Source organism: Wenzhouxiangella sp. YN1 (genome assembly GCF_056324145.1).
The window spans coordinates 150,245-168,806 of the sequence record NZ_JBJNIO010000148.1; the positions used below are offsets into that span (position 1 = coordinate 150,245).

The 18,562-nt window shown below is 65.2% G+C and carries 16 protein-coding genes; 10 read left to right on the top strand and 6 right to left on the bottom strand.

Going from position 1 to position 18,562, the window contains the following annotated elements; all coding sequences use genetic code 11:
* The first annotated feature begins 3 nt into the window (after positions 1-3).
* The 4 genes from uvrD to plsB all read left to right on the top strand — a co-directional run bounded on the left by uvrD (position 4) and on the right by plsB (position 6,464).
* Positions 4-2,172: a DNA helicase II gene (gene uvrD, locus ACEWQZ_RS09460; RefSeq protein ID WP_476482845.1), complete on the top strand. Its 2,169-nt coding sequence runs from the start codon at positions 4-6 to the stop codon at positions 2,170-2,172.
* The gene (locus ACEWQZ_RS09465) at positions 2,172-3,005 is read left to right on the top strand and encodes an alpha/beta fold hydrolase (RefSeq protein ID WP_476482846.1); all 834 of its coding nucleotides are present in this window, start codon (positions 2,172-2,174) and stop codon (positions 3,003-3,005) included. Before uvrD ends, ACEWQZ_RS09465 begins: the two co-directional genes overlap by 1 nt.
* Positions 2,992-3,726: an orotidine-5'-phosphate decarboxylase gene (pyrF, locus tag ACEWQZ_RS09470; RefSeq protein ID WP_476482847.1), complete on the top strand. Its 735-nt coding sequence runs from the start codon at positions 2,992-2,994 to the stop codon at positions 3,724-3,726. The genes ACEWQZ_RS09465 and pyrF overlap by 14 nt, the downstream gene beginning before the upstream one ends.
* 221 nt (positions 3,727-3,947) lie before the next feature.
* Complete coding sequence (gene plsB, locus ACEWQZ_RS09475) at positions 3,948-6,464, top strand: glycerol-3-phosphate 1-O-acyltransferase PlsB (protein WP_476482848.1); 2,517 nt, start codon at positions 3,948-3,950, stop codon at positions 6,462-6,464.
* A gap of 74 nt (positions 6,465-6,538) precedes the next feature.
* On the opposite strand, the gene recG is transcribed toward plsB, so the two are convergent.
* The 6 genes from recG to ACEWQZ_RS09505 all read right to left on the bottom strand — a co-directional run bounded on the left by recG (position 6,539) and on the right by ACEWQZ_RS09505 (position 13,225).
* Positions 6,539-8,593 carry an ATP-dependent DNA helicase RecG gene (recG, locus tag ACEWQZ_RS09480; RefSeq protein ID WP_476482849.1) on the bottom strand — a complete coding sequence of 685 codons (2,055 nt, stop codon included), beginning with the start codon at positions 8,591-8,593 and terminating at the stop codon, positions 6,539-6,541.
* A 41-nt stretch (positions 8,594-8,634) separates the two neighbouring features.
* The gene (locus ACEWQZ_RS09485; RefSeq protein ID WP_476482850.1) at positions 8,635-9,024 is read right to left on the bottom strand and encodes a RidA family protein; all 390 of its coding nucleotides are present in this window, start codon (positions 9,022-9,024) and stop codon (positions 8,635-8,637) included.
* A 184-nt stretch (positions 9,025-9,208) separates the two neighbouring features.
* Positions 9,209-11,323 carry a RelA/SpoT family protein gene (locus ACEWQZ_RS09490; protein WP_476482851.1) on the bottom strand — a complete coding sequence of 705 codons (2,115 nt, stop codon included), beginning with the start codon at positions 11,321-11,323 and terminating at the stop codon, positions 9,209-9,211.
* Positions 11,324-11,395: 72 nt separating this feature from the next.
* Positions 11,396-11,668 (bottom strand): DNA-directed RNA polymerase subunit omega, encoded by a 273-nt coding sequence (gene rpoZ, locus ACEWQZ_RS09495; RefSeq protein ID WP_476482852.1) that lies wholly within the window; start codon positions 11,666-11,668, stop codon positions 11,396-11,398.
* A 101-nt stretch (positions 11,669-11,769) separates the two neighbouring features.
* Complete coding sequence (gene gmk / locus ACEWQZ_RS09500; RefSeq protein WP_476482853.1) at positions 11,770-12,378, bottom strand: guanylate kinase; 609 nt, start codon at positions 12,376-12,378, stop codon at positions 11,770-11,772.
* Positions 12,368-13,225 (bottom strand): YicC/YloC family endoribonuclease, encoded by an 858-nt coding sequence (locus ACEWQZ_RS09505; protein ID WP_476482854.1) that lies wholly within the window; start codon positions 13,223-13,225, stop codon positions 12,368-12,370. The genes gmk and ACEWQZ_RS09505 overlap by 11 nt, the downstream gene beginning before the upstream one ends.
* Before the next feature lie 95 nt (positions 13,226-13,320).
* Between ACEWQZ_RS09505 and rph the strand changes: the two genes are divergently transcribed.
* From rph to ACEWQZ_RS09535, 6 genes are all read left to right on the top strand, one after another.
* Positions 13,321-14,043, top strand: coding sequence for a ribonuclease PH (gene rph, locus ACEWQZ_RS09510; protein WP_476482855.1), 723 nt, complete (start codon positions 13,321-13,323; stop codon positions 14,041-14,043).
* The gene (gene rdgB / locus ACEWQZ_RS09515; RefSeq protein ID WP_476482856.1) at positions 14,030-14,632 is read left to right on the top strand and encodes an RdgB/HAM1 family non-canonical purine NTP pyrophosphatase; all 603 of its coding nucleotides are present in this window, start codon (positions 14,030-14,032) and stop codon (positions 14,630-14,632) included. Before rph ends, rdgB begins: the two co-directional genes overlap by 14 nt.
* Positions 14,633-15,050: 418 nt before the next feature.
* Positions 15,051-16,214, top strand: a complete 1,164-nt coding sequence (gene hemW / locus ACEWQZ_RS09520; RefSeq protein ID WP_476482857.1) for a radical SAM family heme chaperone HemW — start codon at positions 15,051-15,053, stop codon at positions 16,212-16,214.
* A gap of 42 nt (positions 16,215-16,256) precedes the next feature.
* A complete protein-coding gene (locus tag ACEWQZ_RS09525; protein WP_476482858.1) occupies positions 16,257-16,484 on the top strand; it encodes a FitA-like ribbon-helix-helix domain-containing protein in 228 nt (75 codons plus the stop codon).
* A complete protein-coding gene (locus tag ACEWQZ_RS09530) occupies positions 16,465-16,941 on the top strand; it encodes a type II toxin-antitoxin system VapC family toxin (RefSeq protein ID WP_476482859.1) in 477 nt (158 codons plus the stop codon). Before ACEWQZ_RS09525 ends, ACEWQZ_RS09530 begins: the two co-directional genes overlap by 20 nt.
* Before the next feature lie 76 nt (positions 16,942-17,017).
* Complete coding sequence (locus ACEWQZ_RS09535) at positions 17,018-18,289, top strand: MFS transporter (protein ID WP_476482860.1); 1,272 nt, start codon at positions 17,018-17,020, stop codon at positions 18,287-18,289.
* The last annotated feature ends 273 nt before the right edge of the window (positions 18,290-18,562 follow it).

An 18,562-nucleotide genomic window follows, 5' to 3' on the forward strand; every position in this document is an offset into this window, starting at 1 on the left:
GCCATGGATGTCAGCCACCTGCTCGAGGAGCTCAACGACGCGCAACGCCAAGCCGTCACCGCCGAGGACGGGCATGTGCTGGTGCTCGCCGGCGCCGGCTCGGGCAAGACCCGCGTGCTGGTGCATCGCATTGCCTGGCTGATCCAGGTTCACCACATCAGCCCCATGAGCCTGCTGGCGGTGACTTTCACCAACAAGGCCGCCGGCGAGATGCGCGCGCGCGTCGGCCAGCTGCTGGGCCTGCGCCCCGACGGGCTGTGGATCGGCACCTTTCACGGCATCTGCCATCGCATTCTGCGCATGCATGCTGCCGATGCCGGCCTGCCCGACACCTTTCAGATTCTCGACAGCGAGGACCAGTACCGGCTGATCCGCAGAGTCATCCGCGACATGGAGCTCGACGAGGGCGAATATCCCGCCCGCCAGATGCAGGGTCTGATCAACCACCACAAGGATGAAGGTCGACGGCCGGAAAACATCGAACCCTTCGATAACCCGCATGCGCTCACGCAGGTCGCCATCTATCGCCATTATCAGGACTACTGCGAACGCTCCGGCCTGGTGGATTTTGCCGAACTGCTGCTGCGCACGCTCGAGCTGTTGCGCGACAATCCGGCGCGCCAGCAGCAATACCGCGATCGCTTTGGCCACATCATGATCGACGAGTTTCAGGACACCAACAAGCTGCAGTACGCGCTGGTGCGAATCATTGCCGGCAACCGCTCCCGGCTGTTCGTGGTCGGCGATGATGACCAGTCGATCTACGGCTGGCGCGGCGCCCGGGTCGAAAACGTGGCGGACTTTGCCCGTGATTTCGCCCCGGCTGTCGTGCGCCTGGAACAGAACTATCGCTCGACCGCAACCATTCTCGAGGCCGCCAACCGGGTCATTGCCCACAACGACGAGCGCATGGGCAAGAACCTCTGGACCGAAGACGAAAGCGGCGAGCCGATCCGTATCTTTGCTGCCTTCAGCGCCGAGGAGGAAGCCGAGTTCGTGGTCGCCCGTATCCGCGACTGGCTGGAACAGGGAGGCACGGCGTCAGAAGCAGCGGTGCTTTATCGCTCCAACGCGCAGTCGCGCCTGTTCGAGCATCAGCTGCTGGCCGAAGGCATTCCCTACCGCGTCTACGGCGGCCAGCGCTTCTTCGAGCGCGCCGAAATCAAGGACGCCATGGGCTATCTGCGGCTGGTTCACAATCGCGGCGACGACCCGGCCTTCGAACGCGTGGTCAATGTGCCGGCGCGCGGTATCGGTGAACGCACGGTTGCCGCCATCCGCGAGCACGCACGGGCGGCCGGCACCTCCCTGTTTGCCGCCGCCACGGCCATGCGCGACAGCGGCGCTTTCGCTGCGCGCGCCGGTAACGCCGTAGCCCAGTTCCTGGAACTCATCGACGCGCTCGATCTTCGCACCCGTGACAGCTCGCTGGGCGAGCTGATGTCGGCGGTAGTCGAGACCGCCGACCTGGCGCGCTGGTACGCTCAACGCGAGGCGCCTGATCGCGCCGAAACACGCGAGGAAAACCTGACCGAGCTGATCCGCGCGGCCGAGACCTTCGACCAGCCGCTGGAAGACGAGCAGGCGGGCTTGAGCCCGCTGGCCTCCTTCCTGGCGCAGGCCGCGCTCGAGGCCGGCGAACACCAGGGCGAACAGTGGCAGGACTGCGTCCAGCTGATGACGCTGCATTCGGCCAAGGGACTGGAGTTTCCGCTGGTGTTTCTGTCGGGCATGGAAGAAGGCCTGTTTCCGCACCACAAATCGGCCCAGGAGCCCGGCCGCCTGTCCGAGGAGCGACGGCTGTGCTACGTCGGCATGACCCGGGCCATGCAGCAGCTATATCTGAGCTATGCCGAATCGCGTATGCTCCACGGCCAGACCACCACCAGCTACCCCTCGCGGTTCCTGGACGAGCTGCCGCGCGAACTGACCGAGGAAGTACGACCGCGTCCGTCGCGGCTGCAAGGCACCGCTTTCGGTTCGGGCGACGCGCAGCCTGGAGTCGAACACGAGTTCGGACTGGGCTCGACGGTGAGCCACGAACGCTTTGGTATCGGCACGGTAGTCAATGTCGAGGGCAGTGGCGCCGGCGCCCGGGTACAGATCAACTTTGAAACCGCCGGTCAGAAATGGCTGGTGCTGGCCTACGCCAACCTGGAGCGTCTGGACTGATGGAGCCGATCGAGCTGCTCGATGGCCGCATCGCCGCGCTGCGCCGCCGGCGCGGCGAGATACCCGTACTGGCGCTGCACGGCTGGCTCGATAACGCACACTCCTTTCTGCCGCTGAGCCCCCATCTCGACGGCCTCGATCTGATCGCCATCGACTTGCCCGGCCACGGCTTTTCGGCGCCCCGCCCCGAAGGCGCGCGTTACCACTTCGACGACTACGTCTTCGATGTTCTGGCCGTGCTCGACCATCTGGGCTGGCAGCGGGCCCACCTGCTCGGCCACTCGCTGGGCGGGGCGGTGGCGACACTGGTTGCGGCTGCGGCACCCGAACGCGTGCGCTCGCTCGCGCTGATCGAGGGCCTGGGCCCGCTTTCAGCGCCGGCCGAGAGCACCGCCGAACACTGGAAAACGGCGGTGGCGCGCTCGCGACCGCGGCCCCGGCGGGTACACCGAACGCTTGACGACGCCATCGCCGCACGCCAACAGGGCAACGATCTGGACACCACGGCCACCCGCCTGCTGGCCGAGCGCGGCCTCATCGAGGTCAGCGGTGGCTGGCAGTGGGGCCACGACCTGCGCCTGACCTGGCCCACGGCGCACCGCTATACCGAAGCGCAGGTCATCGATCTGATTGCCTGTATCAAGGCACCGGCGCTCAACATCTACTCCGAGCCAATGAGCGGCCTGCTGGATGAAGCGCTGTTCCAGCGGCGTCTGGCGGCGCTGGGCCCGCGTCCGGCCACGCTGAGCTGCCCCGGAGGCCATCACCTTCACATGCGCCACCCCGAGCGGATCGCCGCACACATCCTGGAGCACTTTCATGACCCTGCCTGACAATCGCCACGATATCCCCACGGCTGAACGCCTGATCTTCGCCCTCGACGTGCCCGATGTCGACCGTGCCCGACAGCTCATCAAGCAGCTTGGTGACCACGTGCACTTCTATAAGCTTGGGCTGGAGCTGTTCCTCAGCGGCGGCTATTTCGAATTGGCCGATGAGCTCAAGCAGGCCGGCAAGCGGGTCTTTGCCGACCTCAAGCTGTTCGACATTCCGCCGACGGTGGGCCGTGCCACCGCGCAACTGGCTCGCCGCGACGTTGATTTTCTGACCGTGCACGGCAATGACGGCATGCTCGCCGAGGCGGTGGCCAACCGCGGCGAAGTGGGCATTCTGGCCGTCACCGCGCTGACCAGCCTGGACCAGGGCGATCTCGATGATCTCGGCTTTGACTGCGATGTGGAAAGCCTGGTGCTCTCGCGCGCCCGCCGCGCGTTTGACCTGGGCTGTAGCGGCGTGGTCTCTTCGGGGCTGGAGGTCGCCGCCCTGCGCCAGCAGGTCGATGAGCGCCTGGTAGCCGTCTGCCCCGGCATCCGACCGGTCGCCAACGACGAGCAAAAGCGCACGCTCAGCGCCGCCCGGGCCTTCGCTGCCGGCGCCGACTACATCGTCGTTGGCCGCCCCATTCGCGATGCCGGCGACCCGGCGGCCGCAGCCGCCGGCATGCAGGAGGAAATCTCCAAGTATTTCAGCGGCTTGCAAGACACTCATGAGTAGGTTGATTAATAACCCGACCCTGGTATATGATTTCGCTTGAGGGAGGCAAGTACGGCATCGCCAGCCGCGCCCCCGCGATCAACAACGAAAAACAGTCCTCTCCGGCTCAGCCGGTTGGCCGGGCAGCTGCTGGCAGTTGCCCGGCCTTTCTTTCTGCGCTGTGCCAGTCCGGTCTGGCGGGCCGGATGGTAAACTGACCGGCCCCGAATCCCGATCTCGTCATGCAGCGATCCGCCCCCGCAATCGGTTGGCCGGCGCGCCTGTACCGCGCCTGGCTGAACCTGCTCCGACGCATTCTCCACTGGTGGGTGCGCTCGACCGTGCTGCCCGAAGATCTCAGCGAGCTCGGCATCGACCCCGAGCGCCCGGTGTTCTACGTCCTCGATACCTATGCGCTGTCCTCGCTGCTGATTGTCGACCAGGTCTGCGACAAGCTGGACTGGTCACGTCCCGCGGGGCCGTTCCGGCGCGGCTCTGAGCAGCTGCCGCGTTCCTACAGCGCCTCACGGCGCTACGGCGGCCTTTTCCTGCGGCGCCCGCAGCGGCGGCGGTATCCGCAGATGCTGCGACGGATGCTGGAATCGGCCGACCGCGACGCCCTGGCGCCGATACAGATCCTGCCGGTCACTGTGCTCATCGGGCGGGCGCCGGACAAGGAGGACAGCGTCTTCAAGATCCTGTTCAGCGAAAACTGGGCGGAGGCCGGACGCCTGCGTCGGCTGTTTTCGACCCTGATCAACGGGCGCGCAACCATGGTCCAGTTCGGCAAGCCGGTACAGGTGGGCGAAGTGCTCGCCGAAACCGAGGACAACGCCCAGGCGCTGGGGCGCATCAGCCGGCTTCTGCGCGTTCATTTCAAACGCGTGCGCACCGCCGCCATCGGCCCCGACCGCTCTCATCGACGCACTCTGGTCGAGCGCGTGGTGCGCTCCGACGCGGTCCAGGAAGCCATTGCCACCAAAGCCCGTCGCGATGACATCGCCACGGAGAAAGCCGAACTGCTGGCGCGCAAGTACGCCCGCGAGATCGCGGCTGACTATTCCTACGCCTTCATACGCATTGCCGACCTGCTGCTGACGTGGTTCTGGAACCGGATCTACCGCGGCGTGGCGGTGCGGCACTTCAGCGCATTCCGCGAAGCCCAGGCCGGGCAGGAGATCGTCTATGTTCCCTGCCACCGCAGCCATATCGACTACATGCTGCTGTCCTACCTGCTCTACCACCGCGGCTTCGTGCCCCCGCACATCGCCGCCGGGGTCAATCTCAACATGCCTCTGGTCGGGCCGCTGCTGCGTCGCGGCGGCGCGTTTTTCCTGCGCCGCTCGTTCCGCTCGCAGCCGCTTTATGCCGCGGTGTTCAACCAGTACGTCGCCCTCATCCTCGATCGCGGCGTGGCCATGGAATACTTCATCGAAGGAACCCGCTCCCGCACCGGCCGGCTGTTGCCGCCCAAGGGCGGGATGCTCTCGATCACCGTACGCGCATTCCTTCGCAACCCCACCAAACCGGTCATGTTCCAGCCGGTCTACATCGGCTACGAGCGTCTCGCCGAAGGCAGCTCCTATATTGCCGAGCTGTCAGGCCAGCAGAAAAAACCGGAGTCGCTGTCGGACTTTCGCAATCTGATCAACATCCTGCGCAAGAACTACGGTGAAGTCACCGTCAGCTTCGGCGAACCGATTCAGCTGGCCGAACTGCTGGATGGACACGAGGTCGAGTGGCGCGCGCAGACGGCCGACAGCAGCAGCAAGCCGCCCTGGCTCAACCAGGTGGTTGACGACCTGGCCGAGCGCATCATGGTCAACATCAACCGCAGCGCGGACGTCAATCCCGTCAACTTGCTGGCCACCGCGCTGCTGGCGAGCCGCAAGCATGCCCTCGACGAAGATGATCTGGAAATGATGATCGGCATGCTCAAGAACATCATCGAGCTGACCGGCTATTCGGATCGGGTCACCGTGACCCGCATGACGCCAGGGCAGATCATCGAATACGGGCTGGAGCTGGGCATCATCGAGCGTCAGCAGCACCGTCTCGGCGACATCATTCGCACCGACGCCACGCGCGCGGTGCTGCTGACTTACTTCCGCAACAATACCGCGCATCTGCTGGCCATCAGCGCCTGGATCGCGAGCTGTTTTCTCAACACGCAGCGCGTGCGCCGCGCGCGCCTGAAGGACCTCAGTCGCACGGTCTATCCGTTTCTGCAAAAGGAACTGTTCCTGCCCTGGACGCCCGAGGAGCTCGACGGTATCGTCGAGCGCTGCCTCGAGACCCTGATCGAACTCCAGCTGCTGCGAGTGACCGGCGACGACATCAAGCGCGCGCCCGGAGGCAGTGATCAGAGCTACTATCTGCGCCTTCTGGGGGGCTCGCTGCTGCAGACCTTCGAGCGCTATTTCATCACCATGGCGGTTCTGGTCAAGAACGGATCAGGCCGACTCAGCCGCGGCCAGCTTGAACAGCTGTGCATTCTGGCCGCGCAACGGCTGTCGCTGCTGCACGAATTCGAAGCGCCGGAATTCTACGACCGAACGCTGTTTCGCCAGTTCATCGAGGCGATGTTTGCCAGTGGCTTTCTCGCACGAGACGAGGACAACTGCCTGGTTTTCGGCGGCCGGCTCGAGCGCTTCACCCGCGACGCCAAGCTGGTGCTGAGCAAGGAAATCCGCCACACCATCATCCAGGTGACGCCAGAGCTGCTCGAACTGACCGGCAAGGATGCACAGCGCGTCTGAATGCAACCTGCTTTGATGCCGGGTTAATGGCTTGCCGACGTCAGCACCCGACGCTGACCGGCTTCAACCCCCGCTCAGACATCCACAAACTGCTCGGCATCGCCGAGCCAGCGTTCGATGACCGTATCCGCGGCGGCCACATCCAGCGACTCGCCCAGGGCCTTGACCGGCTCGAGCAAATCAGCATCGCGCGCCAGATCGGCGATGCGGAAACGCAGCATGCCGGTCTGGCGCGTTCCGAGCACCTCGCCGGGGCCACGCAACTCGAGATCGCGTTCGGCGATCACGAAGCCGTCGGTGGTCTCGCGCATCGTCTCCAGACGCTTTTGCGCGATCTTTCCCAGCGGCGGCCTGTAGATGAGCACACAGGCGGCCTGCTCGCTGCCGCGGCCCACCCGGCCGCGCAGCTGATGCAGCTGGGACAGTCCGAGGCGCTCGGCGTTTTCGATCATCATCAGGCTGGCTGCGGGGACGTCAACGCCGACCTCGATCACCGTGGTGGCCACCAGCAGGGCAATCTCGCCCCCGGCGAAGGCATCCATCACCGCCTGTTTTTCCGCCGGCTTCATGCGCCCGTGGATCAGCCCGACGGTGAACTCCGGCAACGCCGCCGACAGCGCGTCGGCGGTTGATTCAGCGGCCTGGGCGGCGAGCAGCTCGGAGTCCTCGATCAGCGGACACACCCAATAAGCCTGCCGCCCCTCGCCGAGTGCCGAACGCAAGCGCTCGATGATCTGCTCGCGTCGGCCCTCGCTGAGCACGACGGTGGTCACCGGCTTGCGCCCCGGCGGCAGCTCGTCGATGACGGAAATTTCCAGGCCGGCGTAGGCGGTCATCGCCAGCGTTCGCGGAATGGGCGTGGCCGTCATCACCAGCTGGTGCGGCGAGCGCGCGCCTTCGCTGCCCTTGGCAGCCAGCGCCAGGCGCTGGTGTACACCGAAGCGGTGCTGTTCATCGACCACGATCAGGGCCAGGTCGTTGAACTCCACGCCTTCCTGAAAAAGCGCATGCGTGCCGATCGCGATGCTCGCACCCTCGGCCAGGCGCGCCAGCGCTTGGCGGCGCGCCTTGCCCTTGACCTTGCCGGCAAGCCACACCGGCTCGATACCCAGCGGCTCGAGCCACTGTGACAAGGTTCGGTAGTGCTGCTCGGCGAGAATCTCGGTGGGAGCGACAATCGCCGCCTGGCGTTTGCTGGCGGCGGCGGCCAGCAGCGCGCAGGCGGCCACCAGAGTCTTGCCCGAGCCGACATCACCCTGCAGCAGGCGCCGCATCGGCTGCCTGGCGCCAACATCGGCCACGATCTCGCCGATGACCCGTTTCTGGGCGCCGGTCGGCTCGAAGCCGACGATCTCGAGCAGCCGACCCTGCAAGCGCTCATCAGGCACCAGAGCATGCGCGCGCTGGCGGGCACGGGCCCGGTTGAGCCGCGTGAGCGCCAGATGATGGGCCAGCAGCTCTTCGGTGGCCAGGCGCTGTATGGCCGGATGCTGGCCGTCGATCAAGGCGTCGAGGTTTTCCTCGGGCCCGGGGCGGTGGATGACGCGCAGCGCCGCGAGCAGGGCCGGCCCGCCACGCTGGGTCAGCGCGGTGGCCAGGGGATCGGCCAGCTCGATCCGATCAGCCAGCAGGCGCTCGACCACGCCGTCGATCAGGCCAGCCAGCGTGGCCTGCGCCAGGCCCCGCGTCACCGGGTAGATGGCAGTGAGATGCTTCGGCAGCGGCGCCGGCTTGTCGTCGCCCAGCACCTGGCACTGCGGGTGCGCCATCTCGAAACCCTGGGGCCCGAAGCGCACGTCGCCAAAGCAGCGCACGCGGTTGCCCTGGCGGTACATGCGCTGCTGCGAGGGGTAGAAGCGAAAAAAGCGCAGCGTGAGCTGGCCGGTATCATCGGCCAGGGTCACCAGCATCATCCGCCGGCGGCGCTGCACGATCTCCTGGTGAACGACGCGGCCTTCCACCTGCGATCGCGTTTCCGGCCGCAGCCGGCCCAGCGGCACGATGCGCGTGCGGTCCTCATAACGCAGCGGGCGGTGAAACAGCAGATCCAGCTCGCGGACAATGCCCAGCGCTTTCAGGCGCGAGGCCACCTGGGGACCCACGCCGTCAAGCTCGGAAACCTCACGCAAGCCCTTGCCCGCCACGCCGCAACCGCCCCGGCAGACCGCCGTCAGCCGTCCGCAAGCACCATCACCGCGTCCATCTCCACCGACACGCCCTTGGGCAGGGCCGCGACCTGGATGGCCGCACGTGCCGGATAAGGCTCGGAGAAGCGTTCGGCCATCAGCTCGTTGACGGTGCCGAAATGCGATAGATCGGTGAGAAAGATATTGAGCTTGACGATGTCATCCATGCGGCCGCCGGCGGCCTCGACCACCGCGGCGAGGTTGTCGAACACGCGGTTGGTCAAGGCGGTGAAATCACCCTCGATAACCTCGCCACTTTCCGGGTCGAGCGGAATCTGACCGGAAACATAAACCGTGTTGCCGGCACGAATGGCCTGGGAATAGGGGCCGATGGCCGCGGGAGCCGAGGACGTTTTTACAGGTTGTTTTGGCATATCCAGAATCTCCGGGTGTTAGCAGGCACGAAAGTTCGAAATCCGAAGCACCAAGTCCGAGACAAATTCGAAACACGAATATTTCAAACAAAACCCATCGGGGCTCAGGACGAGTTCCACAGGATCGCGCCCAGTATAAGCATGAGCTGCCGACCCGGAGGCCCTTTCGAGCTGCCTGGCGGCTTCAGGCAATTTCGCGACTCACCCTGAGCACATAGCGACTGCGCCGCAGCCGGCGCATCACGCGCGCCAGCTGGTCGCGGCCCGATACCGAGAGGGTGAACTGCAAGGTGGCCGTCTCGCGGGTGGTGGACGGTTGCTCGACGCGCTCGATGTTGGCCCCGACTTCGCTGAGACGGGCCGACACCGCGGCGAGCACGCCGGGGCCATTGACGGTGATGACCTTCAGCCGCACGGCAAATCGCCCCGCCATCACCGGCGCCCAGCCAACCTCGATGCAGCGCTCGGAGTGGTCTTTCTGCAGCTCGGGCACGTTGGGGCAGCGCTGCCGGTGAATGACCAGCCCCTTGCCCGGCGAGAGATAGCCCATGATGGGATCTCCCGGGATCGGATGGCAGCAGTTGGCGTAATCAATGGCGCTGCCTTCGGTGCCGCCGATGGTCAGCGCCTCGGACTCGGGTTCTTCGCTGGTTCGCCGCTGCGTCAGCGGCAGCAGCTTGTGAGCGACCACGCGCGCCAGCATCTCGCCGCGGGCGATGCGGATGAGCAGGTCTTCAAGGCGTTCGAGCTTGAGTTTCTTCAGGGAGCGATCCAGACGCCGCTGCGAAATGTCTTCCAGAAAGAAACCGCGGCGCGCCAGGGCCTGGTCGAGCAGGCGATGTCCAATCGCCACCGAGTCGGCCTGCTCCAGATTCTTCAGGTGGGCGCGGATGCTCGATCGCGCCTTCGAGGTGACCACGAACTCGTGCCACTCCGGCTGCGGGCTGGCGCCTTTCCGGGTCACGATCTCGACGGTCTGGCCCGACTCCAGCGGGGTGTTGAGCGGCACCGGTTCACGATCGATGCGCGCGCCCACGGCCTGGTTGCCGACGTCGGTATGAATCGCGTAGGCAAAGTCCAGCGCCGTCGATCTGGCCTTGAGGTCGATGATCTTGCCGCGCGGCGTGAACACGAACACATCGTCGGGAAACAGTTCGGCCTTGGCCGTGTCCATGAACTCGACGGAGTCGTGCGCGCGTGACTGGGTTTCAACCAGCTTGAGCAGCCACTCACGGGCACGCACAGCGGTCTGGCCATCGGGCGTGGCCTTGTAGAGCCAGTGCGCGGCGGCGCCCTTCTCGGCCACCAGGTCCATTTCCTCGGTGCGAATCTGGATCTCGATGGGCACATCGAAACGCGTATTGACCACCGTGTGCAGCGACTGATAGCCATTGGGCTTGGCCAGCGCGATGTAGTCCTTGAAACTGCCGGGCCGGGGCTTGTAGAGCGTGTGCACCACGCCCAGGGCCTGGTAACAGTGCGGCTCCGACTGCGTGATGACGCGAAACGCGTAACGATCCATCACCTGATCGAAGCTCAGCGACTTGTCGCGCATCTTGCAGTAGATGCTGTAGAGGGTCTTGGTGCGACCTTCGACACGGGCTGGAATGCCGGCCTCGCTGAGTCGCTTCTTGAGCGCGTCGGTGACCGAGTCGATGATCTCCGCCCGATTGCCCGCGCCCTGCCGGATCCGCCGGGTCAGCACCCGATGGCGATTGGGATGGCGGTACTGGAAACCCAGCGCCTCGAGCTCTTCACGCAGCTCGTTCATGCCCAGGCGCGCGGCGATTGGCGCATAGATGTCGAGCGTTTCGGTCGAGATGCGCCGCTGTGCGGCAGGCGTCATGTGGCCGATGGTGCGCATGTTGTGCAGCCGATCGGCCAGCTTGATGAAGATCACGCGCAGATCGCGGCTCATGGCCAGAAGCAGCTTGCGGAAGCTTTCTGCATCCGCCTCCTGGCGTGTGCGGAACTTCATCTTGTCGAGCTTGGTGACCCCGTCGACAAACTTGGCGACCTGCTCGTCGAACTGTTCGACGAGGTCGTCGCGCTCGAGCTCGGTATCTTCGATGGTGTCGTGCAGAATGGCCGCGGCGATGGTCTGATAATCCATCCGCATGCCGGCCAGGATGTGCGCCACCGCCACCGGGTGGGTGATGTAGTCTTCGCCCGAGCGGCGTTTCTGGCCCTGGTGCGCTTTCGAACCGGCCTCGTAGGCGCGCAGCACTACCGCCACGTGCTGCGGTTCCAGATAGGTATTGAGCAGGTCTCTCAGTTCGCGAACCGGGGCGGGCAACATGGCGACTTCAGGGTAACGATGTGCCGGCTCGGTGACAGGCACCTCGAATGCGTGCGCTCAGTCAGCGCCGGTTCAAACCGGGTCGTCTTCGGGCGGCACCGGCACGTCAGCCTGCATGGCCGCCAGCCGGGCGTCCAGCTCGGCCTGCAGCTGAGCGATGTTTTCTTCGTTGACCACCCCTTCAGCGATCTCGCGCAGGGCCATCACGGTGGGCTTGTCGGATTCTTCTTCCACCAGCGGGTCAGCGCCGTTGGCGATCATGCGGGCGCGCTGGGCGGCGGACATGACCAGCTCGAAGCGATTGGGCACCGCCTCGATACAGTCTTCTACGGTGACTCTTGCCATGGTTTGTTTCTACTCCGGAGGTTGTTCCAAAAGGTCGCCCGGATCGCGTCCGATCCCGGCTCGTAGCCACAATTCAGCCGCCTATTGTAGCGCTGGCGTCGCTATTCATCCAATAGTCGATCCACCTGCGCCTGCTGGCGCCGACAGCGCAGCGGCCAGGCGCGCACAATCGTCAGCAGGTCGGCCAGGGCCTGTTCGAATTCATCGTTGACGATCAGCCAGCGGAAATTGCCGCAGGCGATGATCTCGCGCCGGGCACCGGCCAGGCGCCGCTCGATCACCTCGGGCGCGTCGGAGCCGCGCGCGCGCAGCCGTTCGGCCAGCACCGTCATCGACGGCGGCAGAACGAAGATGGTGCACACATCCGGGTACGAGCGCTGGATCTGTTCTGCGCCCTGCACATCGATTTCCAGCAGCACATCGCGGCCGGCGGCCCACAGCGCCTCGACCCGGTCACGCCGGGTGCCGTAGTGGTTGCCGAACACCTGCGCATGTTCAAGATAGTCGCCCCTGCCGATGCCAGCCCGAAAATCCTCGGCGGAGACGAAATGATAGTGCTCGCCGTCAACCTCACCGGCGCGTGCCGGCCGGGTGGTATCGGACACCGACAGCGCCAGCTCCGGGCAGCGCTGCATCAGCGCATTGATCAGGCTGGTCTTGCCGGCGCCGCTGGGTGCGGCCACCAGAAACAGCTCGCCGTCATTCGACATTCTGCACCTGCTCACGCATCTGCTCGATCAGCACCTTGAGCTCGACGGCCGCCTGTCCGACCTCGGCCAGGGTGGCTTTCGAGCCCAGGGTGTTGGCTTCGCGGTTGAGCTCCTGCATCAGAAAATCCAGCCGCCGGCCAACCGGCTCATCGCGGGCCATCACCCGCCGGATTTCGGCCACGTGCGCATCGAGGCGATCCAGCTCCTCGTCGACATCGAGCTTGTGCAGCTGCATGACGACTTCCTGCTCGATGCGGCCGGGTTCGACGTCGATATCGACAGCAGCCAGCTTTTCTCGCAAACGCGTGTCGACCGCCTCGCGAATGGCCGGCAGGCGTTCGCGCACCGTTCGGGCCTGCTCGGCGACGCCGGCCAGGCGCTGCTCGAGCATGGCCGCGATGGCACGGCCTTCCTGTTCGCGCGCGGCAATCAGATCCTCGACGGCTTCGCCAAAAAGCGCCATGGCGGGCTCGAAAGCCGACTCGATATCGCCATCTGCCTGCTCGATCAGCCCGGGCCACTGCAGCAGATGCACCAGATCGGGCTCGACACCGCCTCCGGCCAGCTCGGCCAGTTCGGCGTGCGCACCGAGCAGACTTCGCGCCAGCTCCCGGTTGATGCGCATATCCGCGGCGGCCGCGGACGGATCAGGCTGGAACTTGAGCGAGACTTCCACCTTGCCCCGGCCCAGGCGCTCCTTGAGGCGAGCCCTGACCCCCGGCTCGAGAGCACGGAAGTCTTCGGGCAGACGCAGGTGCGGCTCGAGATAGCGCTGGTTGACCGAGCGCAGCTCCCAGGTCAGCTGGCCCACCTGAAGGCTCCCGGAACGCCGCGCGTAGGCGGTCATGCTTCTGATCATGCTGGTTTGAATCGCTTGCAATACAAGCCGCCATGGTACCCTTTCTGCCACATCCCGATAGACACAGAAGGACACCTCAGGCCTTGACTCGACCGTCCGGACGCCAGAACGACGAACTTCGCCCCGTGGCCATCGAGCGCCACTTCACCCGTTATGCCGAAGGCTCCGTGCTGATCAGCTGCGGCAACACCAAGGTGCTGTGCAACGCCAGCGTGGAAGATCGCGTGCCGCCATGGCTCAGAGGCAAGGGCCAGGGCTGGGTCACCGCTGAATACGGCATGCTGCCGCGCTCGACCAATACGCGCAACATGCGCGAGGCGACCCGCGGCAAGCAAGGCGGGCGCACGCTTGAAATCCAGCGCCTGATCGGCCGCTGCCTGCGCTCGGTGATCAACCTCGAGGCCCTGCGCGAGCGCACCGTTACGCTTGACTGCGACGTTCTGCAGGCCGACGGCGGCACCCGCACCGCCGCCATCACCGGCGCCTATGTGGCACTGGTCGACGCCATGGACGGCCTGCTCGACGCCGGTCAGATCAAGCACAACCCGATTCACGGTCGCGTCGCCGCCGTGTCGGTCGGCATGCTCGGCTCTGACGCGGTACTTGACCTCGACTACAAGGAAGACTCCAGCGCCGACACCGACTTGAACGTGGTCATGAACGACGGCGGCGGCTTCATCGAAGTTCAGGGCACGGCCGAAGGTCACGCCTTCCGCCGCGGCGAACTCGACGCCATGCTCGACCTGGCCGACCAGGGCATCCGCGAGCTGATCGCTGCCCAGGACGCCGCGCTTGAAGGCGCTTGAAGGCGGCCGGCTGGCTCTGGCCAGCGGCAACAAGGGCAAGCTGCGCGAGCTCTCGCAAATGCTCGAACCGATGCACATCGACGTCGTCTCAATGGCGGACTTCGATATTGAACCGGTGGAAGAAACCGGCCTGACCTTCGTCGAGAATGCGCTGCTCAAGGCCCGCGCCCTCGCGCGCGTCTCCGACCTGCCGGCACTGGCCGACGATTCCGGTCTGGTGGTCGACGCACTTGACGGACAGCCCGGAATTCACTCGGCACGTTACGCCGGAAAAGGCGCCGGCGATGCAGCCAACAACGAGCGGCTGCTCGAAGCGCTGACCGACCTGCCGGCCGAGCGCCGCGGCGCGCACTTTTACTGCTGCCTGGTGCTGCTGCGCCACGCCCACGACCCGGCACCGATCATTGCCGAGGGCATCTGGCACGGCCACATCCTGGAGGCCCCGCGTGGCGCGGGCGGCTTCGGCTACGACCCGCTGTTTCACGACCGCGACCTGGGCGCCACCGCCGCCGAACTGTCAATGGCGGAAAAGGCCCGCGTCAGCCACCGCGGCCAGGCGCTGGCAAAGCTGATCGAACGGCTGTGCTAGCCACCGCCGTGATGCCGGCCCCGAAACCCTTCTCGTAATCCCGGGCGAGCATCACCACCGCCGCAACCCCGGCCCCGAAGTCCTCTCATGATCCCGGGCGAGCATCCGCACCTCCGCAATCCCGGCCAAGCGTAGCGCAGAGCCGGGATCTACCCAAATAAAGGCGGCGTGGTTCGAGAAGACCCCGGATAATCGCATCCGCGATTTCCGGGGATACGACGGAAGGTGTTTCTCGCAATTTCCAGGGATGCAGGGAAAGGTGTTTTGCGCGATTTCCGGAGACACCGGCAAGAGACCCGAGGCCGGCACCGGTCCTCATTTCGAACATTCGAATTTCAAATTTGTTTGTAACCTGGCGCCTATAATCGTGTGCTTGGCGTCTGGCCGTTGCCCCAGCTGCAACCATACACAGGTATCCATGCCCGCACTCTCCCTGTCCCCACTGTCCTTGTACATCCACCTGCCCTGGTGCGTGGCGCGCTGCCCGTATTGCGATTTCAACGCACACGCGCTCGAAGGCGAGCTGCCAGAGGAACGCTATATCGATGCACTGCTGGCTGATCTGGAAGTCGACCTGCCGCGGGTGTGGGGGCGGCCGGTCGTCAGCGTGTTTCTGGGCGGCGGCACGCCAAGCCTGTTTTCTGCCGCGGCCATCGATCGCCTTCTCAGCGGCGTGCGCGCGCGCCTGCTGCTGGCGCCGGGCGCGGAGATCACCATGGAGGCCAACCCGGGCACGGTCGAGCACGACCGCTTCGAGGCCTATCGCGCCGCCGGCGTCAACCGCATCAGCTTAGGGATACAGAGCTTTGACGACGACCAGCTGAAAAAGCTGGGCCGGATTCACTCTTCCAGTGAAGCCCAACGCGCCATCGACTCAGTACAGGCCGCCGGCTTCGAGCGCTTCAATCTGGATCTGATGTGGGCTCTGCCCGGGCAGACGGCCGACGAAGCCGTCGCCGACGTCGGCCGCGCCCTGACCTTCGGCCCGCGCCATGTCTCGCATTATCAGCTCACCCTCGAGCCCAATACCGTGTTCGCCAAGCACCCGCCAGCGCTGCCCAATGAAGACACGGTCATCGGCATGCAGGAAGCCTGCAGCGCGCGCTTGCAAGAGGCTGGCCTGCAGCCTTACGAAATCTCCGCCTGGGCGACACCGGGCGAGGAGAGTGCGCACAACCTCAACTACTGGCGCTTTGGCGATTATCTGGGCATCGGCGCCGGCGCCCACGGCAAGATCACCCTGCCGGCGGAAGATCATATTGTGCGCACCCGCCGCAAGGCGCACCCGCGCCCCTACCTGAAGGCGGCGGACGACAGCAGCTTCATCGCCGAGGAAAGGGTCGTGGATTCAGGCGAGCTGGCCTTCGAGTACTTTCTCAACCGCCTGCGCCTGGACGAGCCGATCCCGCTGGCCGAGTTCAAGGCCCGCACCGGCATCAGTCGCGAGCAAATCGCGAAGCCGCTCGCCCGTGCAGTCGAGCTGGAGTTGCTGTCCATCGACGAGGCCCGCGACCACATTACGCGGACCCGGCGCGGCCACCGCTACCTCAACGACCTGCAGGCCCTGTTTCTGCCGGAATGAACGCTCGACCCGACGCCCCACTGGTAGTATAATGCTACCACTATGAAGTCGATACACATTCGCGATGTCGACCCTGAAGTGCTTGCGAGCCTGAAGCGCCTGGCGCAGCGCCACCACCGTTCGCTGCAGGGCGAGCTGCGCGCCATCCTCGAGCGCGAGGCCCGGCTTGCACCAGACGAAACGACCGAGTCGCTGCAGCTGCATACCGTCAGCACCGACAATACCGGCACCTGGTCCAGAGACGAAATCTATGACGATCAGGGCCGGTGATCGGCTGCTCGTGGACACCAATGTGCTGCTGGGCGCGACCGACCAGAGCCATGATCAGCATGCAGATGCATTGCGCCTGATTGGCGAAACCCGGCAGCGAGGAGTCCATCTGATTGCCAGCGGGCAGGTGCTGCGAGAGTATCTGGTGGTAGCGACCCGGCCGCAAGAACAAAATGGGCTGGGCTTGACACCTCGCTTCGCGCTTGACAACGTAGCACAGTTCTCTCGCCGCATCGCGCTCGTGGACGAAACCACCAATATTGCCAGAGCGTTGCAGCAGCTCGTCGACAGGTTTTCTCTCAGCGGCAAGCGAATCCATGATGCCAACCTGGTCGCCACCATGGAAGTCCATGGTATTGCACTGCTGATCACGGAAAACGAGCGCGACTTCCAAGCGTTCGATACCATCCAGATCCTGGGCATCGCCCAGGCGGCCGCCGCTCTACCGGCCAGATAGCGCCCTGCGGGAACATCAGGGGCCGTATCGAGTCTGTCTCTGACATAATCTTCTCTCGACCCCCGGATCCGATTCGATGCGCGCCATCACGTCCATTTTCACCCTGCTGTTCGGCATTGCCCTGCTGCTGGCGGGCAACGGCCTGATCGGCACCCTGCTGGGCGTGCGCGGCGGGCTGGAGGGGTTTTCCACCTCCACGCTCGGACTGGTCATGGCCGGCTACTTCACCGGTTTTGTCGGCGGCACCTTCGTCGTGCCGCGCATGATTCGCGGGGTCGGTCACGTGCGCACCTTTGCCGCCCTGGCTTCGCTGTGCTCGATCACGGTGCTGCTGCACGGTCTTTATCCGCTGGCCATCATCTGGATCGCCGCGCGTGCGATCGGCGGCGTGTGCATCGTCGGCATCTATATCGTCATCGAAAGCTGGCTCAACAAACAGACCAGCAACGAACAGCGCGGCCATGTCTTCTCCGCCTACATGACCACGACCCTGCTGGGCATGGGGGTCGGTCAGCTGTTGCTGCTGGCCGGTGATATCGGCACGCTCGAGCTGTTTGCCGTCGCCTCGGTGCTGATGTCGATCGGGCTGATTCCGGTCGCCCTCACGCGCGTGCCTGAACCGGCCATCATCGAAACCCAGCGGCTGGGCCTGGGCAAGCTCTACGAAACCTCGCCGCTGGGTGTCGTCGGCGCCGTATTCGCCGGCGTGGCCACCGGCGCTTTCTGGGGCCTGGCGCCGGTGATGGCGGCCGGAATCGGCCTTGATGCCGGCGGAATTTCGGCGTTCATGGCGCTCACCATTCTCGGCGGGGTGATCATAATGTGGCCAATCGGCAGCCTGTCAGACCACTTCGATCGGCGTACCGTGCTTGCCTGGGTGTGCCTGTTCACCAGTGCCGGAGCGCTTGGCGCCTTCTGGCTGATCGACATCGACGCCCGCCTGGTCCTGCTGGGCGGCCTGCTCTACGGTGCCACCGGCTTCAGCATGTTCGCGCTGTCAGCATCCCACACCAACGACCACGTCGACTCCGAACACATGCTCGAGGCCGCCTCCAGCCTGCAGCTTCTCTACGGCATCGGCGCCATTGTCGGCCCGCTTGCCGCCGGCGTGCTCATGCAGCTCACCCGGCCCGGTACGCTGTTGCTGTTCATGGGCGCGGCCGCCCTTGTTCCTGCGGTGTTCGCGCGCTGGCGGATGTGGCGCCGCGACCCGGTCCCGCTCGACGAACAGGGCGAGTGGGTACCTCAGTTCGCCACCTCACCGGCGGCATTTGAAATGTATCCGGAGCAGGAAGACGAAGAAGAGGAAGCACAAGAAGCGGCCGACGAAACCCCGGAAAAGCCCTGACAGATTCAAAGTGGCATTCTGAATTTGTCAACCATTGCCGCCAAGCTTCGAGTGAGGCCCCGGATCGAGCCCGGGGCAGGCTTCGCGAAGCGCAGAGCCGGGATCTCCCAGACGTAACGCCAGAGCTCGGGCAGACCCCGGACAGCCGCGTACTCGAATTCCGAGGATACGAGAGCTGCCACTCCCGTAATCCCGGCCGAGCGCAGCGAGAGCCGGGACCTGCTCAAACGAAAGCGCCGAGGTTCACCGAGGCCCCGGATGACCGCATACGCG